General features: G+C 62.7%; 22 protein-coding genes. 9 read left to right on the top strand and 13 right to left on the bottom strand.

What is annotated here, in order from left to right; all coding sequences use genetic code 11:
* Positions 1–36 precede the first annotated feature (36 nt).
* The 3 genes from RI101_12220 to RI101_12210 all read right to left on the bottom strand — a co-directional run bounded on the left by RI101_12220 (position 37) and on the right by RI101_12210 (position 4,122).
* Complete coding sequence (locus tag RI101_12220) at positions 37–1,134, bottom strand: AI-2E family transporter (GenBank protein MEC4890815.1); 1,098 nt, start codon at positions 1,132–1,134, stop codon at positions 37–39.
* A 146-nt stretch (positions 1,135–1,280) separates the two neighbouring features.
* Positions 1,281–1,721: a polymer-forming cytoskeletal protein gene (locus RI101_12215; GenBank protein ID MEC4890814.1), complete on the bottom strand. Its 441-nt coding sequence runs from the start codon at positions 1,719–1,721 to the stop codon at positions 1,281–1,283.
* Between the two features lie 109 nt (positions 1,722–1,830).
* A complete protein-coding gene (locus RI101_12210) occupies positions 1,831–4,122 on the bottom strand; it encodes a PBP1A family penicillin-binding protein (protein ID MEC4890813.1) in 2,292 nt (763 codons plus the stop codon).
* 309 nt (positions 4,123–4,431) lie between these two features.
* Between RI101_12210 and RI101_12205 the strand changes: the two genes are divergently transcribed.
* The 4 genes from RI101_12205 (at position 4,432) to RI101_12190 (ending at position 7,992) form a co-directional block, all read left to right on the top strand.
* Positions 4,432–4,683, top strand: coding sequence for a hypothetical protein (locus RI101_12205; protein MEC4890812.1), 252 nt, complete (start codon positions 4,432–4,434; stop codon positions 4,681–4,683).
* A 41-nt stretch (positions 4,684–4,724) separates the two neighbouring features.
* On the top strand, positions 4,725–5,087 hold the full coding sequence (locus RI101_12200; GenBank protein ID MEC4890811.1) for a response regulator: 363 nt from the start codon (positions 4,725–4,727) through the stop codon (positions 5,085–5,087).
* A 135-nt stretch (positions 5,088–5,222) separates the two neighbouring features.
* Positions 5,223–7,046, top strand: coding sequence for an ABC-F family ATP-binding cassette domain-containing protein (locus RI101_12195; GenBank protein MEC4890810.1), 1,824 nt, complete (start codon positions 5,223–5,225; stop codon positions 7,044–7,046).
* Between the two features lie 133 nt (positions 7,047–7,179).
* Positions 7,180–7,992 carry a mechanosensitive ion channel family protein gene (locus tag RI101_12190; GenBank protein MEC4890809.1) on the top strand — a complete coding sequence of 271 codons (813 nt, stop codon included), beginning with the start codon at positions 7,180–7,182 and terminating at the stop codon, positions 7,990–7,992.
* A gap of 27 nt (positions 7,993–8,019) precedes the next feature.
* On the opposite strand, the gene RI101_12185 is transcribed toward RI101_12190, so the two are convergent.
* Complete coding sequence (locus RI101_12185) at positions 8,020–9,447, bottom strand: sodium:solute symporter family protein (protein ID MEC4890808.1); 1,428 nt, start codon at positions 9,445–9,447, stop codon at positions 8,020–8,022.
* Positions 9,448–9,572: 125 nt separating this feature from the next.
* Positions 9,573–9,977, bottom strand: a complete 405-nt coding sequence (locus tag RI101_12180) for a hypothetical protein (GenBank protein ID MEC4890807.1) — start codon at positions 9,975–9,977, stop codon at positions 9,573–9,575.
* A gap of 301 nt (positions 9,978–10,278) precedes the next feature.
* On the opposite strand from RI101_12180, the gene RI101_12175 reads away from it, so the two are divergent.
* The 4 genes from RI101_12175 to RI101_12160 all read left to right on the top strand — a co-directional run bounded on the left by RI101_12175 (position 10,279) and on the right by RI101_12160 (position 14,748).
* The gene (locus RI101_12175; protein ID MEC4890806.1) at positions 10,279–11,385 is read left to right on the top strand and encodes a HEAT repeat domain-containing protein; all 1,107 of its coding nucleotides are present in this window, start codon (positions 10,279–10,281) and stop codon (positions 11,383–11,385) included.
* Positions 11,386–11,467: 82 nt separating this feature from the next.
* Positions 11,468–12,556, top strand: a complete 1,089-nt coding sequence (locus tag RI101_12170; GenBank protein MEC4890805.1) for a saccharopine dehydrogenase C-terminal domain-containing protein — start codon at positions 11,468–11,470, stop codon at positions 12,554–12,556.
* Between the two features lie 43 nt (positions 12,557–12,599).
* Positions 12,600–14,168 (top strand): aldehyde dehydrogenase family protein, encoded by a 1,569-nt coding sequence (locus tag RI101_12165; GenBank protein ID MEC4890804.1) that lies wholly within the window; start codon positions 12,600–12,602, stop codon positions 14,166–14,168.
* Positions 14,149–14,748, top strand: a complete 600-nt coding sequence (locus tag RI101_12160; protein ID MEC4890803.1) for a VOC family protein — start codon at positions 14,149–14,151, stop codon at positions 14,746–14,748. The genes RI101_12165 and RI101_12160 overlap by 20 nt, the downstream gene beginning before the upstream one ends.
* 11 nt (positions 14,749–14,759) lie before the next feature.
* Here the strand turns inward: RI101_12160 and RI101_12155 are convergent, their stop codons facing one another.
* The 5 genes from RI101_12155 to RI101_12135 all read right to left on the bottom strand — a co-directional run bounded on the left by RI101_12155 (position 14,760) and on the right by RI101_12135 (position 18,773).
* Complete coding sequence (locus tag RI101_12155) at positions 14,760–15,338, bottom strand: DNA-3-methyladenine glycosylase I (GenBank protein MEC4890802.1); 579 nt, start codon at positions 15,336–15,338, stop codon at positions 14,760–14,762.
* Positions 15,339–15,375: 37 nt separating this feature from the next.
* On the bottom strand, positions 15,376–15,912 hold the full coding sequence (locus RI101_12150) for an alpha/beta hydrolase (GenBank protein MEC4890801.1): 537 nt from the start codon (positions 15,910–15,912) through the stop codon (positions 15,376–15,378).
* A gap of 10 nt (positions 15,913–15,922) precedes the next feature.
* On the bottom strand, positions 15,923–16,723 hold the full coding sequence (locus RI101_12145) for a class I SAM-dependent methyltransferase (GenBank protein MEC4890800.1): 801 nt from the start codon (positions 16,721–16,723) through the stop codon (positions 15,923–15,925).
* Between the two features lie 76 nt (positions 16,724–16,799).
* Positions 16,800–17,150: a hypothetical protein gene (locus tag RI101_12140; GenBank protein ID MEC4890799.1), complete on the bottom strand. Its 351-nt coding sequence runs from the start codon at positions 17,148–17,150 to the stop codon at positions 16,800–16,802.
* An 18-nt stretch (positions 17,151–17,168) separates the two neighbouring features.
* Positions 17,169–18,773 carry a peptide chain release factor 3 gene (locus RI101_12135; protein MEC4890798.1) on the bottom strand — a complete coding sequence of 535 codons (1,605 nt, stop codon included), beginning with the start codon at positions 18,771–18,773 and terminating at the stop codon, positions 17,169–17,171.
* Positions 18,774–18,927: 154 nt separating this feature from the next.
* Between RI101_12135 and RI101_12130 the strand changes: the two genes are divergently transcribed.
* Positions 18,928–19,713 carry a carbon-nitrogen hydrolase family protein gene (locus RI101_12130; protein MEC4890797.1) on the top strand — a complete coding sequence of 262 codons (786 nt, stop codon included), beginning with the start codon at positions 18,928–18,930 and terminating at the stop codon, positions 19,711–19,713.
* 82 nt (positions 19,714–19,795) lie between these two features.
* Here RI101_12130 and RI101_12125 read toward each other — a convergent pair whose 3' ends face one another.
* The 3 genes from RI101_12125 to galE all read right to left on the bottom strand — a co-directional run bounded on the left by RI101_12125 (position 19,796) and on the right by galE (position 22,512).
* A complete protein-coding gene (locus tag RI101_12125) occupies positions 19,796–20,440 on the bottom strand; it encodes a hypothetical protein (GenBank protein MEC4890796.1) in 645 nt (214 codons plus the stop codon).
* A 158-nt stretch (positions 20,441–20,598) separates the two neighbouring features.
* Positions 20,599–21,330 carry a Crp/Fnr family transcriptional regulator gene (locus RI101_12120; GenBank protein ID MEC4890795.1) on the bottom strand — a complete coding sequence of 244 codons (732 nt, stop codon included), beginning with the start codon at positions 21,328–21,330 and terminating at the stop codon, positions 20,599–20,601.
* Positions 21,331–21,495: 165 nt separating this feature from the next.
* On the bottom strand, positions 21,496–22,512 hold the full coding sequence (galE, locus tag RI101_12115; GenBank protein ID MEC4890794.1) for a UDP-glucose 4-epimerase GalE: 1,017 nt from the start codon (positions 22,510–22,512) through the stop codon (positions 21,496–21,498).
* Positions 22,513–22,672: the final 160 nt, after the last annotated feature.

Raw genomic sequence — 22,672 nt, 5'->3', positions numbered from 1 at the left:
TGGCGCGGCGCGTGCGAATGCCGGATGCTCCGAGCCTTACACCGGAGAGGGAGGATTCGTCGACGCCACGGGGGCCGGCGCGTAATATTCTTCCCGGTAAATTTGGACGGCCGTCATGAAGAGACTGATGATGATCGGGCCAACAAAGAGCCCGATCAGCCCATACAACGCCAGCCCGCCGAGCACGGACAGCACCAGCAGCAGGACGGGAATCTGCACCTCCTGTCCGATCAGCCAGGGACGGAGAAACTGATCGACCATCGAGACCACGCCGACGCCCCAAACCAGCATCCCCAGCGCCTTCCCGACCGCACCGATCCACAACAGATACAGGACCACCGGCCCCCATACCAGCGCCGTGCCGCCGAAGGGAATCGGCGCCAGCACGATGGTCAGCGCCGTGAGCACCACCGGAAACGGAACCGCCAGCACCAGATAGGCCAGCCCCGCCAGCACGCCCTGCACCATCGCCGTCACCAACATCCCCTTCACCACCGCCCGCACCGTCTGGTCCAGCCGGGTCACGATCTTCCGCTTATGCGACTCGTCCATGGGAATCAATGCATACAGCCCGGCCAGCCAGCGCTCGCCGTCTTTGAGCAAAAAGAACAGCACCAACAGCATGATGAAAAAATTGCTCACGAGCACCACGGCATTCTTGAGCACATCCCCCACCTGACTCACCAAAAACTGGCTCAGCCACTTGGCCCCGGCCATCACCGAATCCTCCATCGACAGCGCCTGCATCCTGTCGGCCGTCACCAGCGAGCGCAACCCCTTGCCGATCAGCGGCACCGCGGCCACACGCTCCGGCAGCTGCTGCAATCCCCCGGCCGCGATCCACTCCCTCACCGCCTGATCCACCGCCCCCGCTTCGCCCACCAGCAGCGCACTCATCCACACCAAGGGCACCACGACCACCGTCAGCACCCCGAAGGTCAGGCACCCGGCAGCCAGCGCATCACGCCCCCCCACGACCAGCGTCAACCGGCGGTGGAGAGGGAACACCCAATGAGCCAGCAGGCCGGCCCACAAGGCCGGGAAGAGGAATGGCTGAAGAATCAGTCCAATTTGATACAGCAACAACGCCAGGAGGGCGAAGAACACGATGGTGAACAGTTGCGGACGAATCATAGAGGCCGCCGGCTCAGGTGAACGCACGCGTCGTTGATAGCAGATCCAGGGCCGCTTGTCACCGCAGGAAGGCCGTACGCGCGGAATGAGAGAATAAGGGGCGGTGCCGCACAACAGAGGCACGCCCCGGCATGGAGTCACACGTCCTACAAATCAGACTCTTTCCCGATGAGGGCCACCGGACGGTTTCGGTGGCTGGCCTGCTCGCGCGGATGAGCCGGCTGGCGCGGCGCTTCCTCGGGCCATGTCGTGACGCCCATATCGCTCGTCCCCTGAAATTTGGCGCCTTCCTCCATCCCAAACATCGGCGTATGCACATCGCCCATCAGCAGGCCGGTCTTGAGCAATTGCACCCGCTCACTCGCCGTCACCGTCGCTTTGATGCGCCCGCTGCTGATCAAAACACCAGCCGTAATCGTGCCCTTCACGACCCCATCTTCCCCGACAATGACCTGGCCCTTGGTATAGATGTCGCCTTCAAGACGGCCATCGATGCGCACGGTGCCATCGACGCGAATTTCGCCCTTCAGCTCAACCCCTTTGGCCAACAGCGTAATGTTGCCGTCATCAAACCCGTTTTTTTTCATAGCCGATCCCCTCTCACCAAGATTCGCATCACAGAATACCCCAGGACGGCAGGGATACCTAGCAGTTTGTGGAAACAACACGCCCCCTGAACCGAAGGGCCCGCCCCGCTTACAAGAATCCAAAGGTCTGCTTGAGGCGGTCCCACAATCCGCTGCCATGGACCTCGCACAACACCGTCGGCTCCGTGCCCTCGCGAAACACTTCCGTCACCCGTTCGGGACATTGCGACGTCGCCAACTGCCCTGTCCGGGGATCGATCGGCCGCGAAACAATCCCGGTGGCCACCTCAAAATCCGGCGCATCCTCCGGAATCAGACGGCGCGCCAGATCCACCCAAATCGGCAGCGCCGCTTGTGAACCCGTCAGCCGGATCGGCCGTTCATCGTCGAATCCCACCCACACTCCGATGACCAATTCAGGCGTATAGCCGACAAACCAGGCATCGTGATAGCCGTCCGTCGTCCCGGTTTTCCCGGCCACCGGACCGCGCAACCCCAGCCCTCTGGCCTTGACACCGGTGCCTCGGTCGATGACGCCTTGGAGCAGCGAGGTGATGAGATACGCGGCCTGCGCGGAAGCGGCCTGCTGCCGATCCAGCACCGGGCTCCACACCGTCTCGCCGGTCTCGCGCGCCAGGTGCGTGACCGCCACCGGCCGCGCCACCACCCCCTCATGCGCCAACCCGCCGTAGGCGGACGTGATCTCCAGCAAGGACACCGATGCGCTCCCCAAGGCGACGGACAAATTCTCCGGCAACGCCCCTTGCAGGCCAAACCGGCGCAACGTGGCATTGACGGTGGCCATCCCGACCAGCTGCGCGGCCCGCACCGCCGGAATATTCAACGACTGCTCCAGCGCCGCCCGCACCGTCACCTGGCCGTGAAACTGCCGGTCATAATTCTGCGGGGACCAGGGCCCGGCCCCCGAGTCGAACGTCATCGGTTCGTCGGCCAGCAACGTGGCCGGCGTCAGCCCCGCCGCCCCCGCTTCACGGCTGGCTTCAAACCCCGCCAGATACACAAAGGGCTTGAAGAGCGAGCCCGCCTGACGCCGCGCCTGCACGGCGCGATTGAATTGGCTGGTCCGATACTCGCGGCCGCCCACCATGGCCAGCACATGCCCCGTGCGCGCCTCCAGCACCACCACCGCCCCCTGCAACGGCGGCTCCGCCTCCTTCAGCGCCGGATAGGTCCGCTCCAGCTTGGCCAATCCATTCCGCAACGCTTCCGTCGCCAGTTGCTGGACATAGGCATCGAGCGTGGAATACAGGCGCGCCCCTTCAGGAATGCCAAGCCCCGTCCCCTCTTCCACTTGCCGCAACAGATAATCGACAAAGTACGGCGCGTCCGGCAGCACGTCTTCCGGCAGCGCCACCTGCACCGGACGATTCACCGACCGCATCCAGGCTTCATCCGAGAGCAGCCCTTCCTCACGCAGCCGGCGCAGCACCACATTGCGCCGCTGCGTCGCAAGCTCCAGATTCTTCACGGGAGAGTAGGCATTGGGCCCTTTGATCAACCCCGCAATCAGTGCAACTTCTTCGATGGACAGCGCTCCGAGGGGCTTCCCAAAATACCGATGCGCCGCTTCGCCGACCCCATAGATCGAGACCGACCCGGCCTGCCCCAGATAAATTTCGTTGAGATAGCTTTCAAGAATCTCCTCTTTCCGGTACTTGCACTCCATCACCAGCGCCGCGACGACCTCACGCACCTTGCGCGTCAACGTCCGCTGCGGCGAGTAGAAGAGATTCTTCGCCAATTGCTGCGTAATTGTGCTGCCGCCCTGCACCACCCCGCCGCGCGTCACGTTGGCCCAGAACGCCCGGCCAACGGCCACAGGATCGATTCCATAGTGAGAAAAAAACCGCCGGTCTTCGACCGCCAAGACCGTCTTGATGACATCGGGCGGGATCTGGCTGTACGGAATCCACTCGCGGAGTTGGCGGGAACTGCCGCGCATCCCGCTCAACAAGGGCGGTTCGAGCAACACAAACGGGAGCGATTCCTGCTCCTGGACAGACAGGACATTGGCGATCACCCCGTCAATAATGTCCAGCCGCACATGCCGGGCCGGAATGTGCGTATCGTCCTGCGCACGGAGGAACAGCTCGAATCCGCTCGAATCCGCCGCATAGTCACCGGGAGCCCGAACGGTGGGCACGGCCTGATAGCCCAGCCGATGCAGCCGGTCGAGCAGCCCCGATTCAACCACATGCACACCGGGCTTGAGGAGAAAGGGCGCGCCATAAATCAGCAGCGGCGGATGCTCATCGCTCTTGGGCAGCGCAAGGGATGCCGCCAGCATCGCGCCATAGCCCGCGAGCGTCAGACAGGCCAGCCCAAGAAGGGCGCCAATCCCACCCACCGTCCATTTTACCCAGCGGCCACGTGCGCGCATGCCACTCTCCTTCGTGACCACAGCCTACACGAGGGACGGGCGAGACGCGACCATGATCGCGCCGGCGCGGTCACGGAAGAATTCACCAGTCCGATGCGTTCGTCGATGCGCTTCGGCCTGTTACCGGCGGCTTGACTTCGCTCTGCTCGTTCAATGACTTGCGCCATCGCCTCCCTCCGGCCCATTGGCTCATCTCTGCACCCCCCTCTTCCGAGGTAACTCCTCCGGGTCTAACAATTCTCCGCAGATCCGCTATGCTCATGTGGACAACGGATAGGCGCCTGGTCCTGTCATCAAAAGGAGAACGACATGAGCTGTTCACGCTGCTGCGGCCTGATGATCAAGGATCATTATATGGACCATGAAGGCACCTCCGGATACACCTGGATGAGTGCCTGGCGCTGCATGAATTGCGGCCATGTCCACGACACGACCATCGAGCGGAACCGCCAGCCCCTGCAGGCCCAGCGGCCGGTATTGGCCGTTGTGACCAGCGAAGCCGATTACGCCGGGGAAGACGTCCACTTGGGAGCGGAAACGATGGTCGCCCAGGCAGCCTGAGCACAACCTCTTCGTAACGGATTATCCAGGGAGCATCTGGCATGGCCTCGATCCTCATCGTAGACGACGAAGAACCCATTCGGCAGCTTCTCCGCTCCATCCTGGAAGGGGACGGCCATCAGGTCATCGAAGCCGCCGACGGACGGGAGTGCCTGACCCTCTACCGGCAAGCGCCAACCGACCTCGTGATCACCGACATCTTGATGCCCGAACGGGACGGCATGGAAGTAACCCTCGAACTCACGCGCGAATTCCTCGACGCCAAAGTCATCGCCATGACCGGCGCCACGGGAGGGCAAAACTTCCTCAACGTCGCCAAGCTCTTCGGCGCCCGCCAGCTGCTCCAAAAACCATTCGGCCTCCAGGAGGTCCGCCACGCAGTCCAGTACACCCTAACGCATTAGTCCCAAACACGCCCTAGCCAGGCATGCCGTATCCTTGCTACACTACCGATTAGAGAAACCCTCTCCCAACTCGGGACTGCTCTCCACGACAACATCTGTTGCCTCGTCACCGAATAACACTCCACGGGATTGTCTATGCCACCCACCATGCTCTTGAGTTGCGAATCCATCAGCAAAAGCTACGGCGTGAAGCCGCTCTTTTCCGGCTTGTCCATCGGATTGGCCGAAGGCGACCATGTGGGCCTGATCGGCCCGAACGGATCCGGGAAATCCACGCTCCTGAAAATTCTGGCCGGACTCGAAGATCCCGACGACGGCACCCGCTCGGTTCGCCGCCATGTCCGCATCGGCTACGTCCCCCAAGAGCCCTCGTTTCCCCAGGACCTGACCATCGAAGAGGTGCTGGCGCAAGTGTTGCGCGACGACGGGCTCGACCCGCATGAAGAAAGCGGCCGGATCACCCGTGCGTTGAGCCTCGGCGAGTTTCCGAATGCCGAGCAGACCATCCGCACCCTCTCCGGCGGCTGGAAAAAACGCCTGGCCATCGCCCAATCCCTGCTGCTGGAACCGGATGTGCTGATGATGGACGAGCCCACCAACCATCTGGATGTCGAAGGCATCCTCTGGCTGGAGCGCGTGCTGCGAGCCGAATCCCGCGCCTTCCTCGTCGTCAGTCACGACCGGCGCTTCCTCGAATCGGTCGCGGGCCGCATGATCGAAATCAGCCGCATCTACCCCAACGGGGTCTTTGAAGCCAAAGGCCGCTACAGCGACTTCCTGGAGCAGCGCGATGCCGCGCTGCACGCGCAGGCCAACGAACAGGCCACGCTCGCCAACAAGGTCCGCCGCGAAGTCGAATGGCTCCGCCGCGGGCCGAAAGCCCGCACGACGAAAGCCAAAGCCCGCATCGACTCAGCCGGCCAGCTGATCGACGCCCTCGCCGAAAGTGAATCCCGCCGGGAATCGGCCCCAGCCGGCATCGACTTCACGGCCTCCGGCCGCCGATCGAAACAATTGATCGTCGCCCAGCATCTGAGCAAAGCGCTCGGCCCCAAGAAGATCGTGACCGATCTGGACCTCATCCTGGGCCCCGGACAACGGTTGGGCCTGCTGGGCCCCAACGGCAGCGGGAAATCCACCCTCATGAAATTGCTCTCCGGCACCCTGGCCCCCGATGCCGGCACCGTCACGCGCGCCGACAAGCTCCGCATCGTCAGCTTCGAACAACACCGGGATTCCTTGGACCAGCAGGCGACCCTCCGCCGCTCGCTGGCCCCCTCCGGGGGGGACGCGGTCGTCTATCAGGATCGCTCCGTCCACCTCGTCTCCTGGGCCAAACGTTTTCTCTTCCGCCCCGAGCAGCTGGATCTCCCGGTATCCCGTCTGTCCGGCGGGGAGCAGGCCCGGCTCTTGATCGCCCGGCTGATGCTCCAACCGGCCGATGTCCTGATGCTGGACGAACCGACGAATGATTTGGACATCCCCACCCTCGATGTGCTGGAAGAAAGCCTGCTGGAATTTCCCGGCGCCCTCGTGCTCGTCACGCACGACCGCTGGCTGCTCGACCGCGTCTCCACCATGCTGCTGGCGCTGGACGGCGAAGGGAAAGCCGAATGGTTTGCCGACTTCGCCCAGTGGGAAGCCGCCCAGGGGCGCAGCGCCTCGGCAGACTCCGGCCAAGCCCCCGCACGCAACAGCGGCAACGCCGGCCCCCGCGTGAAACCGTCCAAGAAAGGCTTGTCGTACGCCGAGCAAAAGGAGTGGGACAAAATGGAGGCCATGATCGAAAAGGCCGAGGCCGCCGTCGTCGCAACCCAGAAAGCTACGGAGGATCCGGCGGTCATGTCCAACGCCGGCGAGCTGCGGACACGCTATGCCGCGCTGGAGGCCGCACAAACCGCCGTCGAACGGCTCTACGCCCGCTGGGCGGAGCTGGAAGAAAAACGCACGCAGGGCTGACAAGACACCTGCGTGCCGGTCCTGCCGCGAGCGCCTTGCGCCCGACGGAAATTCTTGCTAAGACACGGCCGGCTCGCGCCATCTCGCGGGCCATGGGCCTCGTCCTCGACGACCACTGTGATAGGAGCCTCCCATGGACATGAATCTCTCCTACATCCATAACTTCATCACAACCCACGTCATCCCCTTCGGCTGGACCGTGCTCGGCGCGCTGGCCATCTGGATCCTCGGCAGCTGGACGATACGGCTCCTCCGCGCCGCGTTGGGACGCGCCATGGCCGCGCGCGGCATGGACCACACGCTGGTCGGCTATCTGGATACGGCCACCGGTGTGCTGCTGAAGATCCTGTTGCTGGTCGCCGTGCTCGGCACCTTGGGGGTCGCCACGACGTCGTTCGCGGCCATCATCGCGGCGGCGGGTGTCGCCATCGGCATGGCCTGGTCGGGCCTGCTGGCCAACTTTGCCGCGGGTATTTTTCTGATCGTGCTCCGCCCCTTCCGCGTCGGCGATATGATCAGCGCCGGCGGAATCACCGGCGAAGTGAAAGAAATCGGCGTGTTTGCCACCACCCTGCATACCGGCGACAACCTGCGCGCCGTGGTGGGCAACAACAAGATCTTCTCCGACAATATCGTGAACTATTCCAGCAACGCCTTCCGCGGGGTGGACTTGCGCGCGCAACTCGCGCATGGCGTCGATACGAAAGAGGCGATGGCCCGGATCAAGCAGGCCGTCAGCCAGATTCCCAACCTGGTGCCGGAGCCGGCGCCGCTGGTCGAAATTTTGGAATTCAACGCCTACGGCACCTTGCTCGTCGTCCGCCCGTTCTGCCACAACCGCCATTACTGGCAGGTCTACTTCGACACCAACCGGGCGATTCAAACTGTCTGTAAAGAATCCGGCTATCCCATTCCCGAAGCCCGTCAAGCCATCCGCAGCTTGTAGCGCACAGAATCCGGCACAGCGAACCGCTTAGGGATTCCGGCTAAGCGGCGACGGACTCCCCTGTGTCGCCCACGATCCGATGACCATCCCGGCCGCCGCCGCAAGCAACCCCACCAGTTGCGGCGGCCAGACGGCCTCGGGGGAACTGACTAGTTCGAGAGCTAGCCACGTCACTATTCCGGCGGCAATGGCCGTGACGGCGCCTTGGGTCGTCGCCCTGGGCCAATACAACCCGGCGAGCAGCGGAATAAACGCCACCACCAGCGTCACTTTGTAGGTGTTCACAACCAGCTTGTAGATACTGGCATCCGACCAGAGGGCAATCGCCAGCACGGCAGCGGCAAACGTCACCAAAACCACGCGCATCAACCGGAGGAACTCCGAATCGTTCAGCCGGGGGATGGCTTGTTTCAACACATTCTCACTGAGCGCGACGGAGGGCGCCAGGAGGGTCGCGCTGGAACAGCTCATCACCGCCGACAGCACCGCGCCGAAAAAGATAATCTGTGCGGCGACCGGCGTATGCTCCAGAATCAGGGTCGGCAGGATCAGCTGCGAGTCCGTCTCCAGGATCGCGAGAAAGCGCGCCGGATCGACCAGCGTCGCGGCATAGGCCAGGAACATCGGCACGAAGCAAAAGGCGAAGTAGAGACTGCCGCCCAGCAACGACCCGCGTACCGCCGTCGCCTCGTTTTTGGCCGAGGTGATGCGCTGAAACACATCCTGCTGCGGGATGGATCCGAACATCATGGTCACCCAGGCGCCGATGAAGGGAATCCACGCGTTCAGACTCGCGGGCGGGAAAAAATCCAGCTTGCCGGCCTGCGCCGCATGGGCAACGACCGTCTCGACGCCACCGGCCAGGCCGCTGATCAGCGACGCGATATAGAGCAGCCCGCCCATGATGACCGTAATCTGCACGAAATCCAGCACGGCCACCGAGAACATCCCGCCGAACGTCGTGTACGTCAGCACGATCACCGCGCCGGCGATCATCCCGGCCGGCTGGCTGATGCCTCCGTCGCTGACCACGTTCAACACCAGCCCCAGCACCTTGAATTGCGCCGCCACCCAGCCCAGATACGAGGCCACCACGGCCAGCGTACAGAGCACTTCGACCGTCCGGCTGTACCGGATCCGGTAGAAATCTCCGACGGTCAGCAGATTCATCCGATAAAACCGGGGGGCGAAAAATAATCCGGCAAGAATGAGACAGAGACTGGACCCGAAGGGATCGGCGACGACCCCGCGCAACCCCTCTTTTACGAACGTCGCCGAGATGCCAAGCACGGCTTCGGCGCCGAACCAGGTGGCAAAGACCGTCGCCGTCACCACCGGCAGCGGCAAACTTCTCCCGGCGACCGCAAAATCCTTCGTGTTGTGCACACGCGTGGCGGCGTAGAGCCCGATCCCGACAGATAGACACAGATAGAGAATGACGAACCCGAGCAGCATGCCGCCGATCCAGGATGAATAGATGGCGGGATTCTAACCAGGCCATCGCGAGGGCGCAACGGGAATACACCGTCACCCCGCCACAATGCGCAAGGGCTTTGGAAGAGAGAACGGGGCGATGCCTGTTAGATGGAGCCTGCGGGACGAGAGCGCCCGGCCGCGGAGAACCCGACGGTCAACCGGCATCCCACGAGGAACATCGGCTCTCCGGTCTCGATCTGAATCGGACGGGTCCACCGCACGTGATAGACCATCATGGACCGCAGCCAGCCGAGCTTCGTACTGTGCACTTCGATCAACTGATTGACCGCCGGAGCCGCTCGCATCATGAGCAAAATGCCATGGGCACTGCGGTTGACCGTGAATAACTGCCCCTCGCAAATCGCGACCGCGCCATCCTGAGCCGATTCGCAGATCTCGTAGGCGCAACAATGGCAATCCGCAACCCTGGCTTCCTGCCGGCGATTGTGGCCCCCGGTCGAATCGTCACGCTCTGCACCCACATCCATCGCAAAGGGACGAGTTGTCATAGCCTGCCCCCTATCGCAACCAGTTCAAACCGAACACATCCGCCTACAACCACCTGAGAGCAAAGGCTATACCTCACACCGATCCGTTCCCTATCCCCCAATTTTATGGGGAATTATCGTCACCTCCACCTCTGTAGGCCTGTATTTAACTGGGCGAACTGAAGGGAAAGAGCTGCACCTGAGAAGCCAAGAATCTACAATCTCCTACCCAGGACCGGAGGCCTTCCCCCGCTCCCATCGCCTGTGCCACAATCTGCCCCATTCCGTCTTCTTCATTCCGATCGAGAGGCAGACCGTGAGCATGACACGCATCACCGGCACCAGCCGTCCTTGGATAGAGGCCCTCATCCTCATCGGCACCCTGGTCATCTGGCTCACGCCCGACATCGGTCACGCGCGCAAGGAACTCCTCACCCAGGAAGAAAAAGACCAGCAAGCCAAGGCCGAACGCATTTTTCTTGAAGCCCTCGCCCTCACCGGCCACGGACCGATCGATACGGCCAGTCTCGTGAAGGCGGCAGCCGAACGGCTGGCACAACTCGGCTACCGCACGGTCACCGATCCGGCGCAGCCGCACGACGTGACCCTGAAGATCAAATGCGAAGAGCTCAAAACCTGGGAAGGCACGGGGCGCTCCGGCGGCGATGCCGACATGGTGGATGCCGCCGTGCGTTTATGGAAAGGGCCGGCCTGCCAAATCTCCTATCGCTTCGGCGCCCGATGGGCCGACTGGCGGCACGAAGTCCGCACGGAGTTCGCCAATCCGCAAGAGGCCGCACGGCACGCAGGGCCCACGGATAGCGGCGCCTTTGCCATTGCGAAACTGATCGAGCGCGTCCAGACCGACTCGTTCCCATTTCTGCTCGCCGCCGAGTGGGGGCAAGCGGCGCGCCTGGCCGCCGTGCTGGACACCGCCGGCACCACGCCGCCACAGAAGCAGCTGGTGATCGGTTTACTCGGCACCATGCTCGCGACCGACGCGATCCCGCGATTGACAACGTCGCTGAAAGACCCGGATCAGGCCGTCGCCCAGGCCGCCGCGGCCGCGCTCGGCACCATCGGCCATGAAGACTGCATTCCTGCGCTGCTGAGCCTCTTCCGATCAGGCACCGCGGAACAACATCGCGCGGCCGCCTCAGGATTGGGCCGGCTCGCCCCGCTCCACCCCAATAGCGAGATCGTCCCGACGCTGCTCGCCGCCCTCCCCGCCGAACCGGTCCAGACCCAAACCCTCGTGGTCCGCGCCTTGGGGAAAACCACCGACCGCCGCATTCTCGAACCGCTCCGCGCGCTGCATCGTGCCGTGCTCAAACAGGCGCGATCCGACAGCGCGCCGGAACTCAAAGAACTGCTCGCGACACTGGGCATCGCGCTCGATGGATTCGACGGAACCCATACTGAAGAATAAGCCAGCCGGGCTGCCAGCTTGTGGCCGGCCCACGTGCCCGAACCTGGCGAGAGGAGTATACTGAGAATACGCGAGGTCTCCCATGTACCGAGTCCTTGTTCTTGGAGCGGGAAAAATCGGTTCGCTGGTGGCCTGCCTCCTGTCCCAGCAGGGAGAGTACGAGGTCCATTGGGGGGACATACACCTCGATGCGTCCACACGTCTCGTCGATGAGTTAAAACTCCAGCGCGTTACGCCCAGCCTCCTCGATGTGCGGCACCCCGATGCGGTCAGCACCTACCTGTCGGCCAATCCGGCCGATGCCATCGTGTCCTGCCTGCCCTATTTCTGCAACCCGATCGTCGCGGGACTCGCGCTGACACATGGTGCCCACTACTTCGACCTCACCGAGGACATCGAAGTCACCAGCCAGATCCGCATCCTGAGCGCCGGCGCCACACAGGCCTTCATGCCGCAATGCGGATTGGCGCCGGGCTTTATCAGCGTCGTCACGCACGACCTGATGACCCATTTCGAGACCCTGGACACGGTAAAAATGCGCGTGGGCGCGCTGCCGGTCCATCCCAGCAACGCACTGAAATATTCCCTCACCTGGTCCACCGACGGGCTCATCAACGAATACGGCAACCTCTGTTACGGCATTGAAGCGGGCGAAAAAGTGCCGCTGCAGCCGCTGGAAGGCTATGAAACGATCGAGCTGGACGGGCTGCTGTACGAAGCCTTCAACACCTCGGGAGGACTGGGCACGTTAGCGGACAGCTACGCGGGCAACGTCCAGACGATGAACTACAAAACCCTCCGCTATCCCGGCCACTGCGAAAAAATCCACCTTCTGATGAAAGATCTGAAACTGAACGAGGATCGAGAGACCCTCAAACGCGTGCTCGAGCACGCCATTCCGCAAACACTGCAGGATGTGGTGCTGATTTACGCCTCCGTGACCGGCACCAAAAATGGCGGATTCTTCGAAGAAAATTACGTCAAGAAAATCTACCCCCAATGCATCAAGGGCAAACTCTGGTCGGCGATCCAGGTCACCACCGCCTCCAGCCTCTGCTGCGTCATGGACCTCGTCCTGAAGAACCCGGCGCGGCACCACGGGTTCGTCACGCAGGAATCGGTGCCGTTGAAAGATTTTTTGGCCAACGACTTTGGGGCCTGTTTCCGGTGAATACGAATCGGCCCTCGTTCAACGACTATGGAGGCTGATGCCTATGAGCACGATCCACGCGGCACTTCAGGATCTCGGCATCCAGGCCGTCAATCCTGGCGGCCACGCCGGAACGGCACCGTGGTCCGCCGACAGCAAGGCCCCCGTCTTGCCGTCACTGAATCCGGCGACCGGCGAGACCATCGCCGGGGTCCAGCCCTGCTCCGCCGACGAGTACGACCGCATCGTCAAAGCCTCGCTCGAGGCCTTTGCGAGCTGGCGCCTGGTTCCGGCACCGAAACGCGGAGAACTGGTCCGGCTGATCGGCCTGGCGCTGCGAGAGCACAAGGACCACCTGGGCACGCTGGTCTCCCTCGAAGTCGGCAAGATCAAAGCCGAGGGGGATGGCGAAGTTCAGGAGATGATCGACATGGCCGACTTCGCCGTCGGGCAGGCGCGGATGCTCTATGGCGCGACGATGCCCTCCGAGCGGCCAGCCCACCGCATGAGCGAACAATGGCACCCCTTGGGGCCGGTCGGCGTAATCACCGCGTTTAATTTCCCCGTGGCCGTCTGGGCCTGGAATGCGTTCCTGGCCGCGATCACCGGCGACACGGTCATCTGGAAACCGTCCTCCAAGGCCCCGCTCTGCGCCATCGCCGTGCAGCGCATCTGCAACCGCGTGATGGAGCAGCAGGGCTGCCCGGGGATTTTCTCGCTCTGCGTCACCGACCAGACGACGCTCGCCGAGACGATGGTGCAGGACAAGCGGCTGCCGCTCATATCCTTTACCGGCTCGGTTCCGGTCGGCCGCCGCGTCGCCTCGACCGTCGCCCGGCGCCTGGGACGCACCCTCCTCGAACTGGGCGGCAATAACGCGGTCATCGTCGATGAGACCGCCGACCTCGACCTGGCGCTGCGCGCGCTCCTCTTCGGCGCCGTGGGCACCGCCGGCCAGCGCTGCACCACCACGCGGCGCCTCTTGGTCCACGCCGCGCGGTACGACGAATTCCTCGGCAAACTGGTCAAGGCTTACAGCCAGGTCCGCATCGGCAACCCGTTAGAGCCGGATGTGCTCATGGGACCGCTCATCGATCAGGCCGCAGTGGAGGCCTATTGTGCCGCGATCGAGGAGGTCAAGAAAGAGGGCGGGCAGATCCTCTCCGGCGGGCATGTGCTGAATCGTCCCGGCTGCTTCGTCGAACCGACAATCGTCAGGGCGGAGAATCACTGGCCGGTCGTCCAGCAAGAAACCTTTGCGCCGATTCTCTATGTGATGCCGTTTCAATCGCTTGACGAGGCGATCCGCCTCCAGAACGGCGTCCCGCAAGGCCTCTCCTCCGCCCTCTTCACCAACGACCTGCGGCACAGCGAACGGTTCCTCTCCGCCTCGGGCAGCGATTGCGGCATTGCCAATATCAACATCGGGACGTCCGGCGCGGAGATCGGCGGAGCCTTCGGCGGAGAAAAAGACACCGGCGGCGGACGGGAGGCCGGCTCTGATGCCTGGAAGGCCTACATGCGCCGTCAAACCAATACCGTCAATTGGGGCACGGATCTCCCTCTGGCACAAGGCATCACGTTCGGATCATCGCTCGACAGGAGGAACGGCCATGACAGATCACAACCGTGAACTCGATCAGCTCATGGACAAGATGGTGTCGGAGTACGTCGCACACAACAAGGCCGCAACCGTGCTGAAAGCACTGCTGGACGAAGCCGGCGTCGGACTCGCACCGGTCGTCGACCACGTGACGATCAGAACTCTCGACATCGACCGGGGGGCGGCCCCATTTGCCGCACTCGGCTATGCCTACGACGAAACGCTGCAATACGACGATTGGTATGCCAAGGTCTATCGGAAACCAGGCTACCCCGCCCTCTTCGTCGATCAGGCCTACCCGGACGAGCGCGGCAAGACCAGCATCATCCCCGGCTGGGTGAAGAAGTTCGGCGATCAGGTGTTTCACCACGTGGCTGTGCGTGTCGAAGACATTGAGCAGGCGATCGACCGGCTCAAGAAGGAAGGCGTGGTGTTCGCCGGAAGCATCGTGGGGGCCAGGGGCGGCCAGCTCCGGCAGATTTTTTCATCACCTGAAATGGTCGACGGCCAGCCCTTCTCGGTGCTGGAACTCGCGGAACGGCACCGCGGTTATCAAGGATTCTCCCCGCCGCAAGCCGACAGCTTGATGAAATCCACGGCACCCCGCTAAGCCAATGACCTTCACCGGCCGCGGGCTGGCGGTTGCGTCACGAAACAATCCGTCGTGTGATCGTTCACGAGCCCGCACGCCTGCAAGTAGGCGTAGATGATCGTGCTCCCGACAAACCGGAACCCACGCTTCTTGAGGTCTTTGGACAGAGTCTCGCTCACCGGGCTCGTGGCAGGAATCTCGCTCATCCGCTTCCAGCGATTGACGATCGGCTCCCCGCCGACAAACGACCAGACATAGGCATCGAACGAGCCGAATTCTTGCTGGATGGCCAGGAAGGCCTGCGCATTGCCGACCGCCGAGTCGATCTTGAGCCGGTTGCGGATGATATCGGGATTCTCCAGCAACGCCGCTTTCGTCCTGGCCGTGAACCTCGCCACCTTGTTCGGATCGAACCCCGCGAACGCCTTGCGATAACCGGCCCGCTTCCGCAACACGGTGTCCCACATCAGCCCCGCCTGCGCGCCTTCGAGCACCAGCATCTCGAAATGCGTCCGGTCACGATGGACCGGCTGGCCCCATTCCCTGTCGTGATAGCGGATCATGTGCGGCTTGTCCCCGACCCACCGGCATCGAGTCTTTCGATCCATGCCAACCCCTCCAGCCTCTCGCCTCACCACGGCTCGTCTACACCGCCTGTGCAAAATGTTGGAACAGCGCGTAACCCTCGTCCCACTCGCCGAGATGACTGTCGACGTTGATGTGCCCGGCCTCGCCGATGTCCACAAACCGGCTGCCCCAGGCCGTCGCACAGCGCCGGGCGAACGCCGACGATCCAAACGGATCGTTCGCGCTCGTCACCACGAGAGAGGGAAACCGGAGTTGCTGCATCGGCACCGGCGTGAATCCCACGGCCGTGGGCGGGAAACTGGGGTTGCCCGGTTCGGGAATCGCCACCAGGAACGCGCCGCGAACCTCGGCAGTGGACTGTGTCGCCCAATGGGCCACGAGCAAACAGGCCAGGCTGTGCGCCACGAGGAGCGGCGGAGCCGCACAATCCCGGACGGCTTCGTCCAACACACGAACCCATTCGCCGCACACCGGCGCATCCCACCGGCCGAGCTCGACCCGCCGCCACGCAGGATGGCGGGCCTCCCAGAGGGTTTGCCAATGTCCGGACCCGGAATTGCCGAAGCCGGGGAGCACCAGAACAGGGGTCTCCATCACCACCTACTCACTCGGATCTCTTGCGGCCCATCACCGCCACCGTCGCATAATAGATCGCGCGGCTGCGCGGGTCTTCGGTGAAACGGCCGTAGTCCTCCACATCCGACTCCGTCACCAACCCGGTCGCCAGATACTTGTCGCGAAGCTGCGCGGCGGACATCGCCATCAGCCTCGCCATCTCGGACCCGCCGGGAGACCATGGCGCATCGAACTCCATCGCAAGATCATGCAGCCCCCGCACTTGGAGCAGAGACAGGAGCTTCAGCCCCAAGGCGGCATCCATGCCTCGAGTCTCGTACATAGATTGGATCGCCTGATTGATCCGCCGGACCGACGCCAATTGCGCGGCCTCGCCGGCGATGCCGCGGGAGGAGGAGAAATCCGGCTCCTCCAGCACCAACCAGCCGCCCGGCTTGAGCGCCGCCAGCATCGCCGAGAGCGCCACCTCGAAATCCGGCAAATGGATCAGCACATAGCGCGCGTGAACAAGATCAAACGAGGCCGCGGGTAACGGCACCGTTCGTATATCCGCCTGGCGGATTTCGACATGCGCCGGAAGCTGAGCGGGAAGAAATTTCGTCGAGAGATCGACCGCGCAGACCCGTCCGGATGGGCCGACCTTGTCGGCCATCCAGCGCATCACCGAGCCGGCACCAGGCCCCACTTCAAGACAGCGCCACCCGGTCGTCAGGCCGGCTGTGCCCAACCGTCTGCGGCTCGCGGGATCGCACTCCCGTTCGATCGCCTGGAGCCGCTCAATTTCACGCTGATCCCCGGCCGAGGTGAAGACATATTCCGGCTGGCTCATCCCGACACCCTATGATGTGGATACACTCAATCCGTGCCGCAACGAGACGCCATCGACTATGCAGCCTGTCATCAGACTATTCCAACTTCGTAAAACAACGCCCTCCGGAAGCCGCTTCCAGCCGGCGGCAGGTCAGCACGCGTGTGGAGCCGTTCAGATCGTTCTTGATCTGCACCACATACGATTGGCCGCCCGAGCATTCCACATTCCAGAACACGTTCCCCTTCTCATCCTCGCCCTGAAAGAACGTCCGGGCCACCGCTCGGCAGACCTGACCGCTGCTCTCCACGAAGATCGCGAGCGCCTCGCTCCGGTCCACCTCCGACATGGCCGCCAGCCGCTCCTGCGCCGGATTCGCCCAGGCATGCGGCGGCACCAGGCAGAGAAGTCCCCCCGCAGCCAGCACCAGCCATCGGCGATACGCCATACGCTCCCCCTCCGGCTCCTAGCCCATATCTTTTAAAACATGACCGGGGTTGCGGTCTCGGGCGATGTTCTTCATGACCTGATCGGCGAACAGGACCACGATACGGCCGCGGTGATCCTTCACGATCATGGAATTGGATGGGAGCTTGAAGGTGTTCGCATCGCCTTCGAGCCAGGCGCTGCAGGAATACGACAGGACATCGAGCACCGTCTCAACCCGGTATTCTTCACGCAGCCGGTATTGCAAGACCTCGAACTGCAGCCGCCCGACCGCCGCCACCAAGGACTCCAGGTCGTTGAGGCTCCGGAGAATCTGCACCGTCCCCTCCTGCGCCATCTGCTCCATCCCCTTGTCGAACGACTTCCGCTTCCCCACATCGCTGGGGCGGATGCGGGCGAAAATCTCCGGCTGAAATTGCGGCAGAGGCTTGAAGTTGAACCCGCCTCCCACGGAAATCGTATCGCCGATCGCAAAGAGACCGGGATTGATGATGCCGATGATATCGCCGGGGTAGGCTTCTTCCACCGTGCTCCTGGTTTGCGCCACCATGCTATGGGGGCGCGAGAGGCGCACCTCGCGGTTCAAGCGGTGGTGCTTCACCACCATGTCGCGCTCGAACCGTCCGGAACAGACCCGCAGAAACGCCGTGCTGTCCCGGTGTTTGGGATTCATGTTCGCCTGCAATTTGAAGACATAGGCGCTGAACGGGGTGTCGATCGGATCCACCAACACTTCCGTGCCGTCATCCCGGTCAGCCAGGCGGGCGCTTGGCGAGGGCGCCAGGTCCACAAAGGCGTCCAGGAAACTCTCGATGCCGAAATTCGTGAGGGCGGACGCAAAAAACACCGGCGTGACGTCGCCTTGCAGGAACTGCTCGCGCGAGAAGGGATTGCCGGCGATCTCGATCAATTCCAAGTCGTGCTGCACCTGCGCCATCACGTCATCGGACACGCGCCCGCTCCGTGCCAGTTCGTCCAGCATCAGGGTGTCCACCGTCACCTTCGTCGCCCCGCCAGGCGCCGTGCGGCTGAACAGCTGCACCCGGTTGTCGCTGCGGTTCACAATCCCGGCAAACTCGCTGCCCGATCCGATCGGCCAGTTGATTGCGCTGGCATGAATGCTCAAGGCCTGCTCGACTTCGGTCATCAGATCGAGCGGCGGCCGCCCCGGCAAGTCCATTTTATTGATCAGCGTCAGCACGGGAATGCGGCGCAGGCGGCAGACCGCAAACAGCTTGCGGGTCTGCGTTTCCACGCCTTTGGCCGCGTCGATCACCATGATGGCGCTGTCCGCCGCCGTCAGTGTGCGATAGGTGTCTTCGGAGAAATCCTGGTGTCCGGGCGTATCGAGCAGGTTGATGACGGCGTTCTTATAGTTGAATTGCATGGCCGAGGCGGTGATCGAAATTCCGCGCTCCTGTTCCATGCCCATCCAATCCGAGGCGGCCACCTTGCCGCCCTTGCGCCCGCGGACCATGCCCGCCGTGCGAATCATGCCGGAATAGAGCAGCAGTTTTTCCGTCAGCGTGGTTTTTCCCGCATCCGGATGGCTGATAATGGCAAAGGTCCGCCGTTGCGCGGTCGCAGCAGCCAGTTCACCGTGAAGTGTCGCGTCGGTAGTCATAGTGGGTGGGCAATATACCACACCAAGAGGGTGACTGCGCCAGGCGAGGCGGCATCGTCCACAGGAGAAGGCTTATGCGTCCGATCGCTCGCACTGCCGGGAAAGACCTTGTATGATGCCGCCCGGCAGGGTTCCCCTTGACGCCCGCGAGACCATGATGTCCCGAACGGCTCTCCGCATCGCCTTTCTGCACCTGGCCCCGCTCCCCGGCCAGATTGCCCATAACCGCCGGCTCATCGAAGCCGCCATCACGGCCGCCGCGCAAGCCGGTGCCACCTGGATCCTCACGCCGGAACTCGCGGTCTGCGGCTACACGTTCGCCGATCAGATCGGAGTCGAGTGGATCGAACCCCAGCCGGATCCCTGGATGACGCACATCTGCCGGCTGGCGGCGCACTGGCGGCTCACACTCTTCCTGTCCCATCCGGAGCGCGACCGGCAAACGAACCAACTGCACAACTCCCTGTTCGTCATCACGCCTGACGGAGCCATTACCGGGGCCCATCGGAAGATCAACGCCCTGCGGGTGGGGTCGGAAGCCTGGTCAACGCCAGGCCTTGAAGCGATCCCCGTCATGGCACCGCCGCTGGAGCGTGTAGGCCTCCTCATTTGCGCCGATGCCTATTCGCCGGGGATCGCCGAGAACCTCCGACGGCAGGGGGCCGGCCTCCTGGTCTCCGCCGCCGCCTGGGCGCCGGGACTCCACGGCCCCAACGGCGAATGGGAACACCGCACCAAAGACACCGGCCTTCCCTTGCTCGTGTGCAACCGGACCGGACCGGATATCACGCTGGATTTCACCAAAGCGGAAAGCGTCGTGGCGAAAAACGGCCGGCGGCTGCTCTCCATGAGCGCGGTCCGCTCCACGATCTTCCTCATTGAGTGGGATCTGCGCCTACAGGACCTGGCCGCCCCTACATACGAACGCATTGAGTTGTGAGCTCCAGCCTCTCACCTGAGACGCCAGGGGCGGTTCATTCGCCCCTGGCGGCAAGAGACCGGCCTCTTGCTTCGTGACGTCGCTAGAACTTGTTTGGAAACTGCGCGGCCAATCCCATGGCCAGGGTATCCGCCACCACATAGATATGCGACTTCATGCCTGTCCAGGTTTCACCCTCGTGCACATAATCTCCATCTTTCAGCTGTTGAAACTGTTGAAGGTGATGAGCCGCATGAGCCGTGAGCAATCCCATGACGGCATCCTTGGGCCAGTTCGGATTCGCGCCGCTCAGGAAGGTTGAGATTTCCATGGCGTTCGCAGTGAGCTGCTTAACAGCGGCCTCCTGCTGCGCCGAATTGCCCGCAACCGTCGCATCCAAGTGATCGCGAATCGCGCCATAGTGTCCGGCCAGCAGGGTGAACAGCTTGTCGGACGCTGACTTGCCGTAGAACGGCTCGATAGACCCCGCGATCTGTTGAGCATTCGCGACCACGCCTTTTTCAGCCGCCTCGCGCGCGGACGCATTCTTATCCATCGTCGCGACCGCCACATTGCGAATAGACAAGACATGGCCTAGCCAGAGATCCCGAAGCGCCGCTTTGGTTTCCGCTACCTTGACCGGGTTGGCCTGAGCCCCTGCAGCAGCAGGCGAGGACGCACTATGCGCACACGCCACCGGGGACAACAGCAGCACGGCGAGAGACAAGGCATACAATGAATGACGCATGAGACACACTCCTTTGTTCAAGATGGACCATGTGACAACCTCCACACCTGGCCGAACCAACCGACACCGGTCATAGCCAGGCGGAGCAGCGATGGGCAAGCATAGCGAATGGAAGCGGCGCTGTAAGTTAGCGGGATAACACTGACGACAGGAACGATCTAAAAGCTGGAATCTTTCAAACTGACAGAGGCTTTTTCCGAAGACAGCAGGTACCGTTCGATGGCAGGGCGATGCAAGAGCAGCCCATCCTTGCGCGCATAGGTGACGAGGCCCTGCTCGCGCAGCTGATTCAAAAGCGTCGAGACAACCTCACGGCGCGCGCCAATCATCTGCGCCAGATCATCCTGGCGGAAATAGTGGGTGAGTCTGGTCCACTCGCCCTCCGGCTCACCAAATTCATCGGCCAGCCGGTTCAACGTGCGCACCAACCGCTCCATCGTGCTGCTGAACGACAAGGTCTGAATCTGTTCATACGCCGACGACAGTTGCTGTGCCACATTGGAGAGGAAGAGCAGAAACGCCGGACGATTGCCTTGCAGATGGGACACAAATTCGTCGAAGCTCAACTCAACGACTTCACCGTCTTCCATCGCCACCGCCTGTTCGCGACGCTCGCCGGTGCAATGACACAACTCGCCAAACACATCCCCCGCCTGGTGCAGGCGCAAAATGAGCTCGCGCCCATCTTCGTTCAAGGAGGTGAGTTTCACCAGACCCTGCCGGAGGAAGAAGACACTTTGCGCCGCATCGCCGAGCCCATAGACAAGTTCGCCCTTGGACACCGGCCGTCCAGGCCGGCTCATGAGCTGGTCGCAGAGCTTGCCGCGAAAGCACATCGACAGGGCTTGGCACTGCCGATGGTCCGCAATATTCATGGCCGTCTGAATCATGCATCCCTCACGCGTCACCATTTTACAGAGTCGCCACAGCCGATAGCCAGCCCCCGCCCACCACGAAAACGTCTTGAAACTGGTCTTCGCCCAGGAGAGAAAACAATCCGGTCGGGGAAAGCCGGAGATAGGCACGAGAAGAAGCGCACGTGAGAATTCACGCGTCTACTTGTACCCGCCGGGATTCATGCTCTGCCAGCGCCAGGCGTCGGCGCACATGGCGGCCAGCCCGCGTTCTGCGCGCCATCCCAGGATGTCGAAGGCCTTCTTAGGATCCGCGTAGCAGGCGGCGATGTCTCCGGGGCGCCGGGCGGCGATCTTGTACGGCACCGGTCGCCCGCTGGCCGTTTCAAAGGCCTTCACAATGTCCAGCACGCTGTAACCCGTGCCCGTGCCGAGGTTCACCGTCAGCAACGTGTCGGCTCCCTTGCCACGAGCCAGCGCGTCAAGCGCCTTGATGTGGCCGAGCGCCAGGTCCACCACATGGATATAGTCCCGCACCCCGGTCCCGTCTTGCGTCGGGTAATCGTTGCCCCACACATTGAGACACTCGCGCCGCCCCACCGCCACCTGCGCCACAAACGGCAGCAGATTGTTCGGGATGCCCTGCGGATCTTCCCCGATCAATCCGCTGGCATGAGCCCCCACCGGATTGAAATAGCGGAGAATGCCGAGCCGCCATGACGGATCGCTCCGGTGCAGATCGCGCAGCATCTCCTCGATCATCAGCTTCGAGCGCCCGTAGGGATTGGTCGCGGAGAGCGGATGGTCCTCCGTCAGCGGCAGCCGCTGCGGATCGCCATACACCGTAGCGGACGAACTGAACACCAGCGTCTTCACCCCGCACTCACCCATCGCTTCCAGCAACCGCAGGGTACCGACCACATTGTTGTCGTAGTAGGCCAGCGGCTGTTCGACGGATTCTCCCACCGCCTTGAGACCGGCAAAGTGGATCACCGCCTGGGCCCCGCTCTCGCGCAAGGCCGCCACCAATGCCGCACGATCGCGAATGTCGCCCCGGACCAGCCGCAGTGATGTCCCGGTGATGCGCTCGACTCGCGCCAGCGCTTCGGGATGGCTGTTGCAGAAATTGTCGAACACGGTGACCGCATGGCCCGCGTTCAAGAGCTCCACACAGGTATGTGACCCGATATAGCCCGCACCGCCAGTGACAAGAATCATGCGTTCCTGCTTGATAAGAGGGTCAACGGCCAACGCCTCGTCCATCGATCAAAGCCTATCGAGATGGAAAGACCGGGTCAATCAATCTCGCAACTTCTTCCGCCCACAGGCCATGTTTGTCAAACCGGCCTCTGCTGTGGTTTCATCGCCCCTATGGCGC

It is taken from the genome of Nitrospira sp. (genome assembly GCA_035968315.1).
Classification (GTDB): Bacteria; Nitrospirota; Nitrospiria; order Nitrospirales; family Nitrospiraceae; genus Nitrospira_D.
The sequence above is the reverse complement of the archived record's forward strand: the minus strand, read 5'-3'. Positions and strand labels throughout refer to the sequence as shown.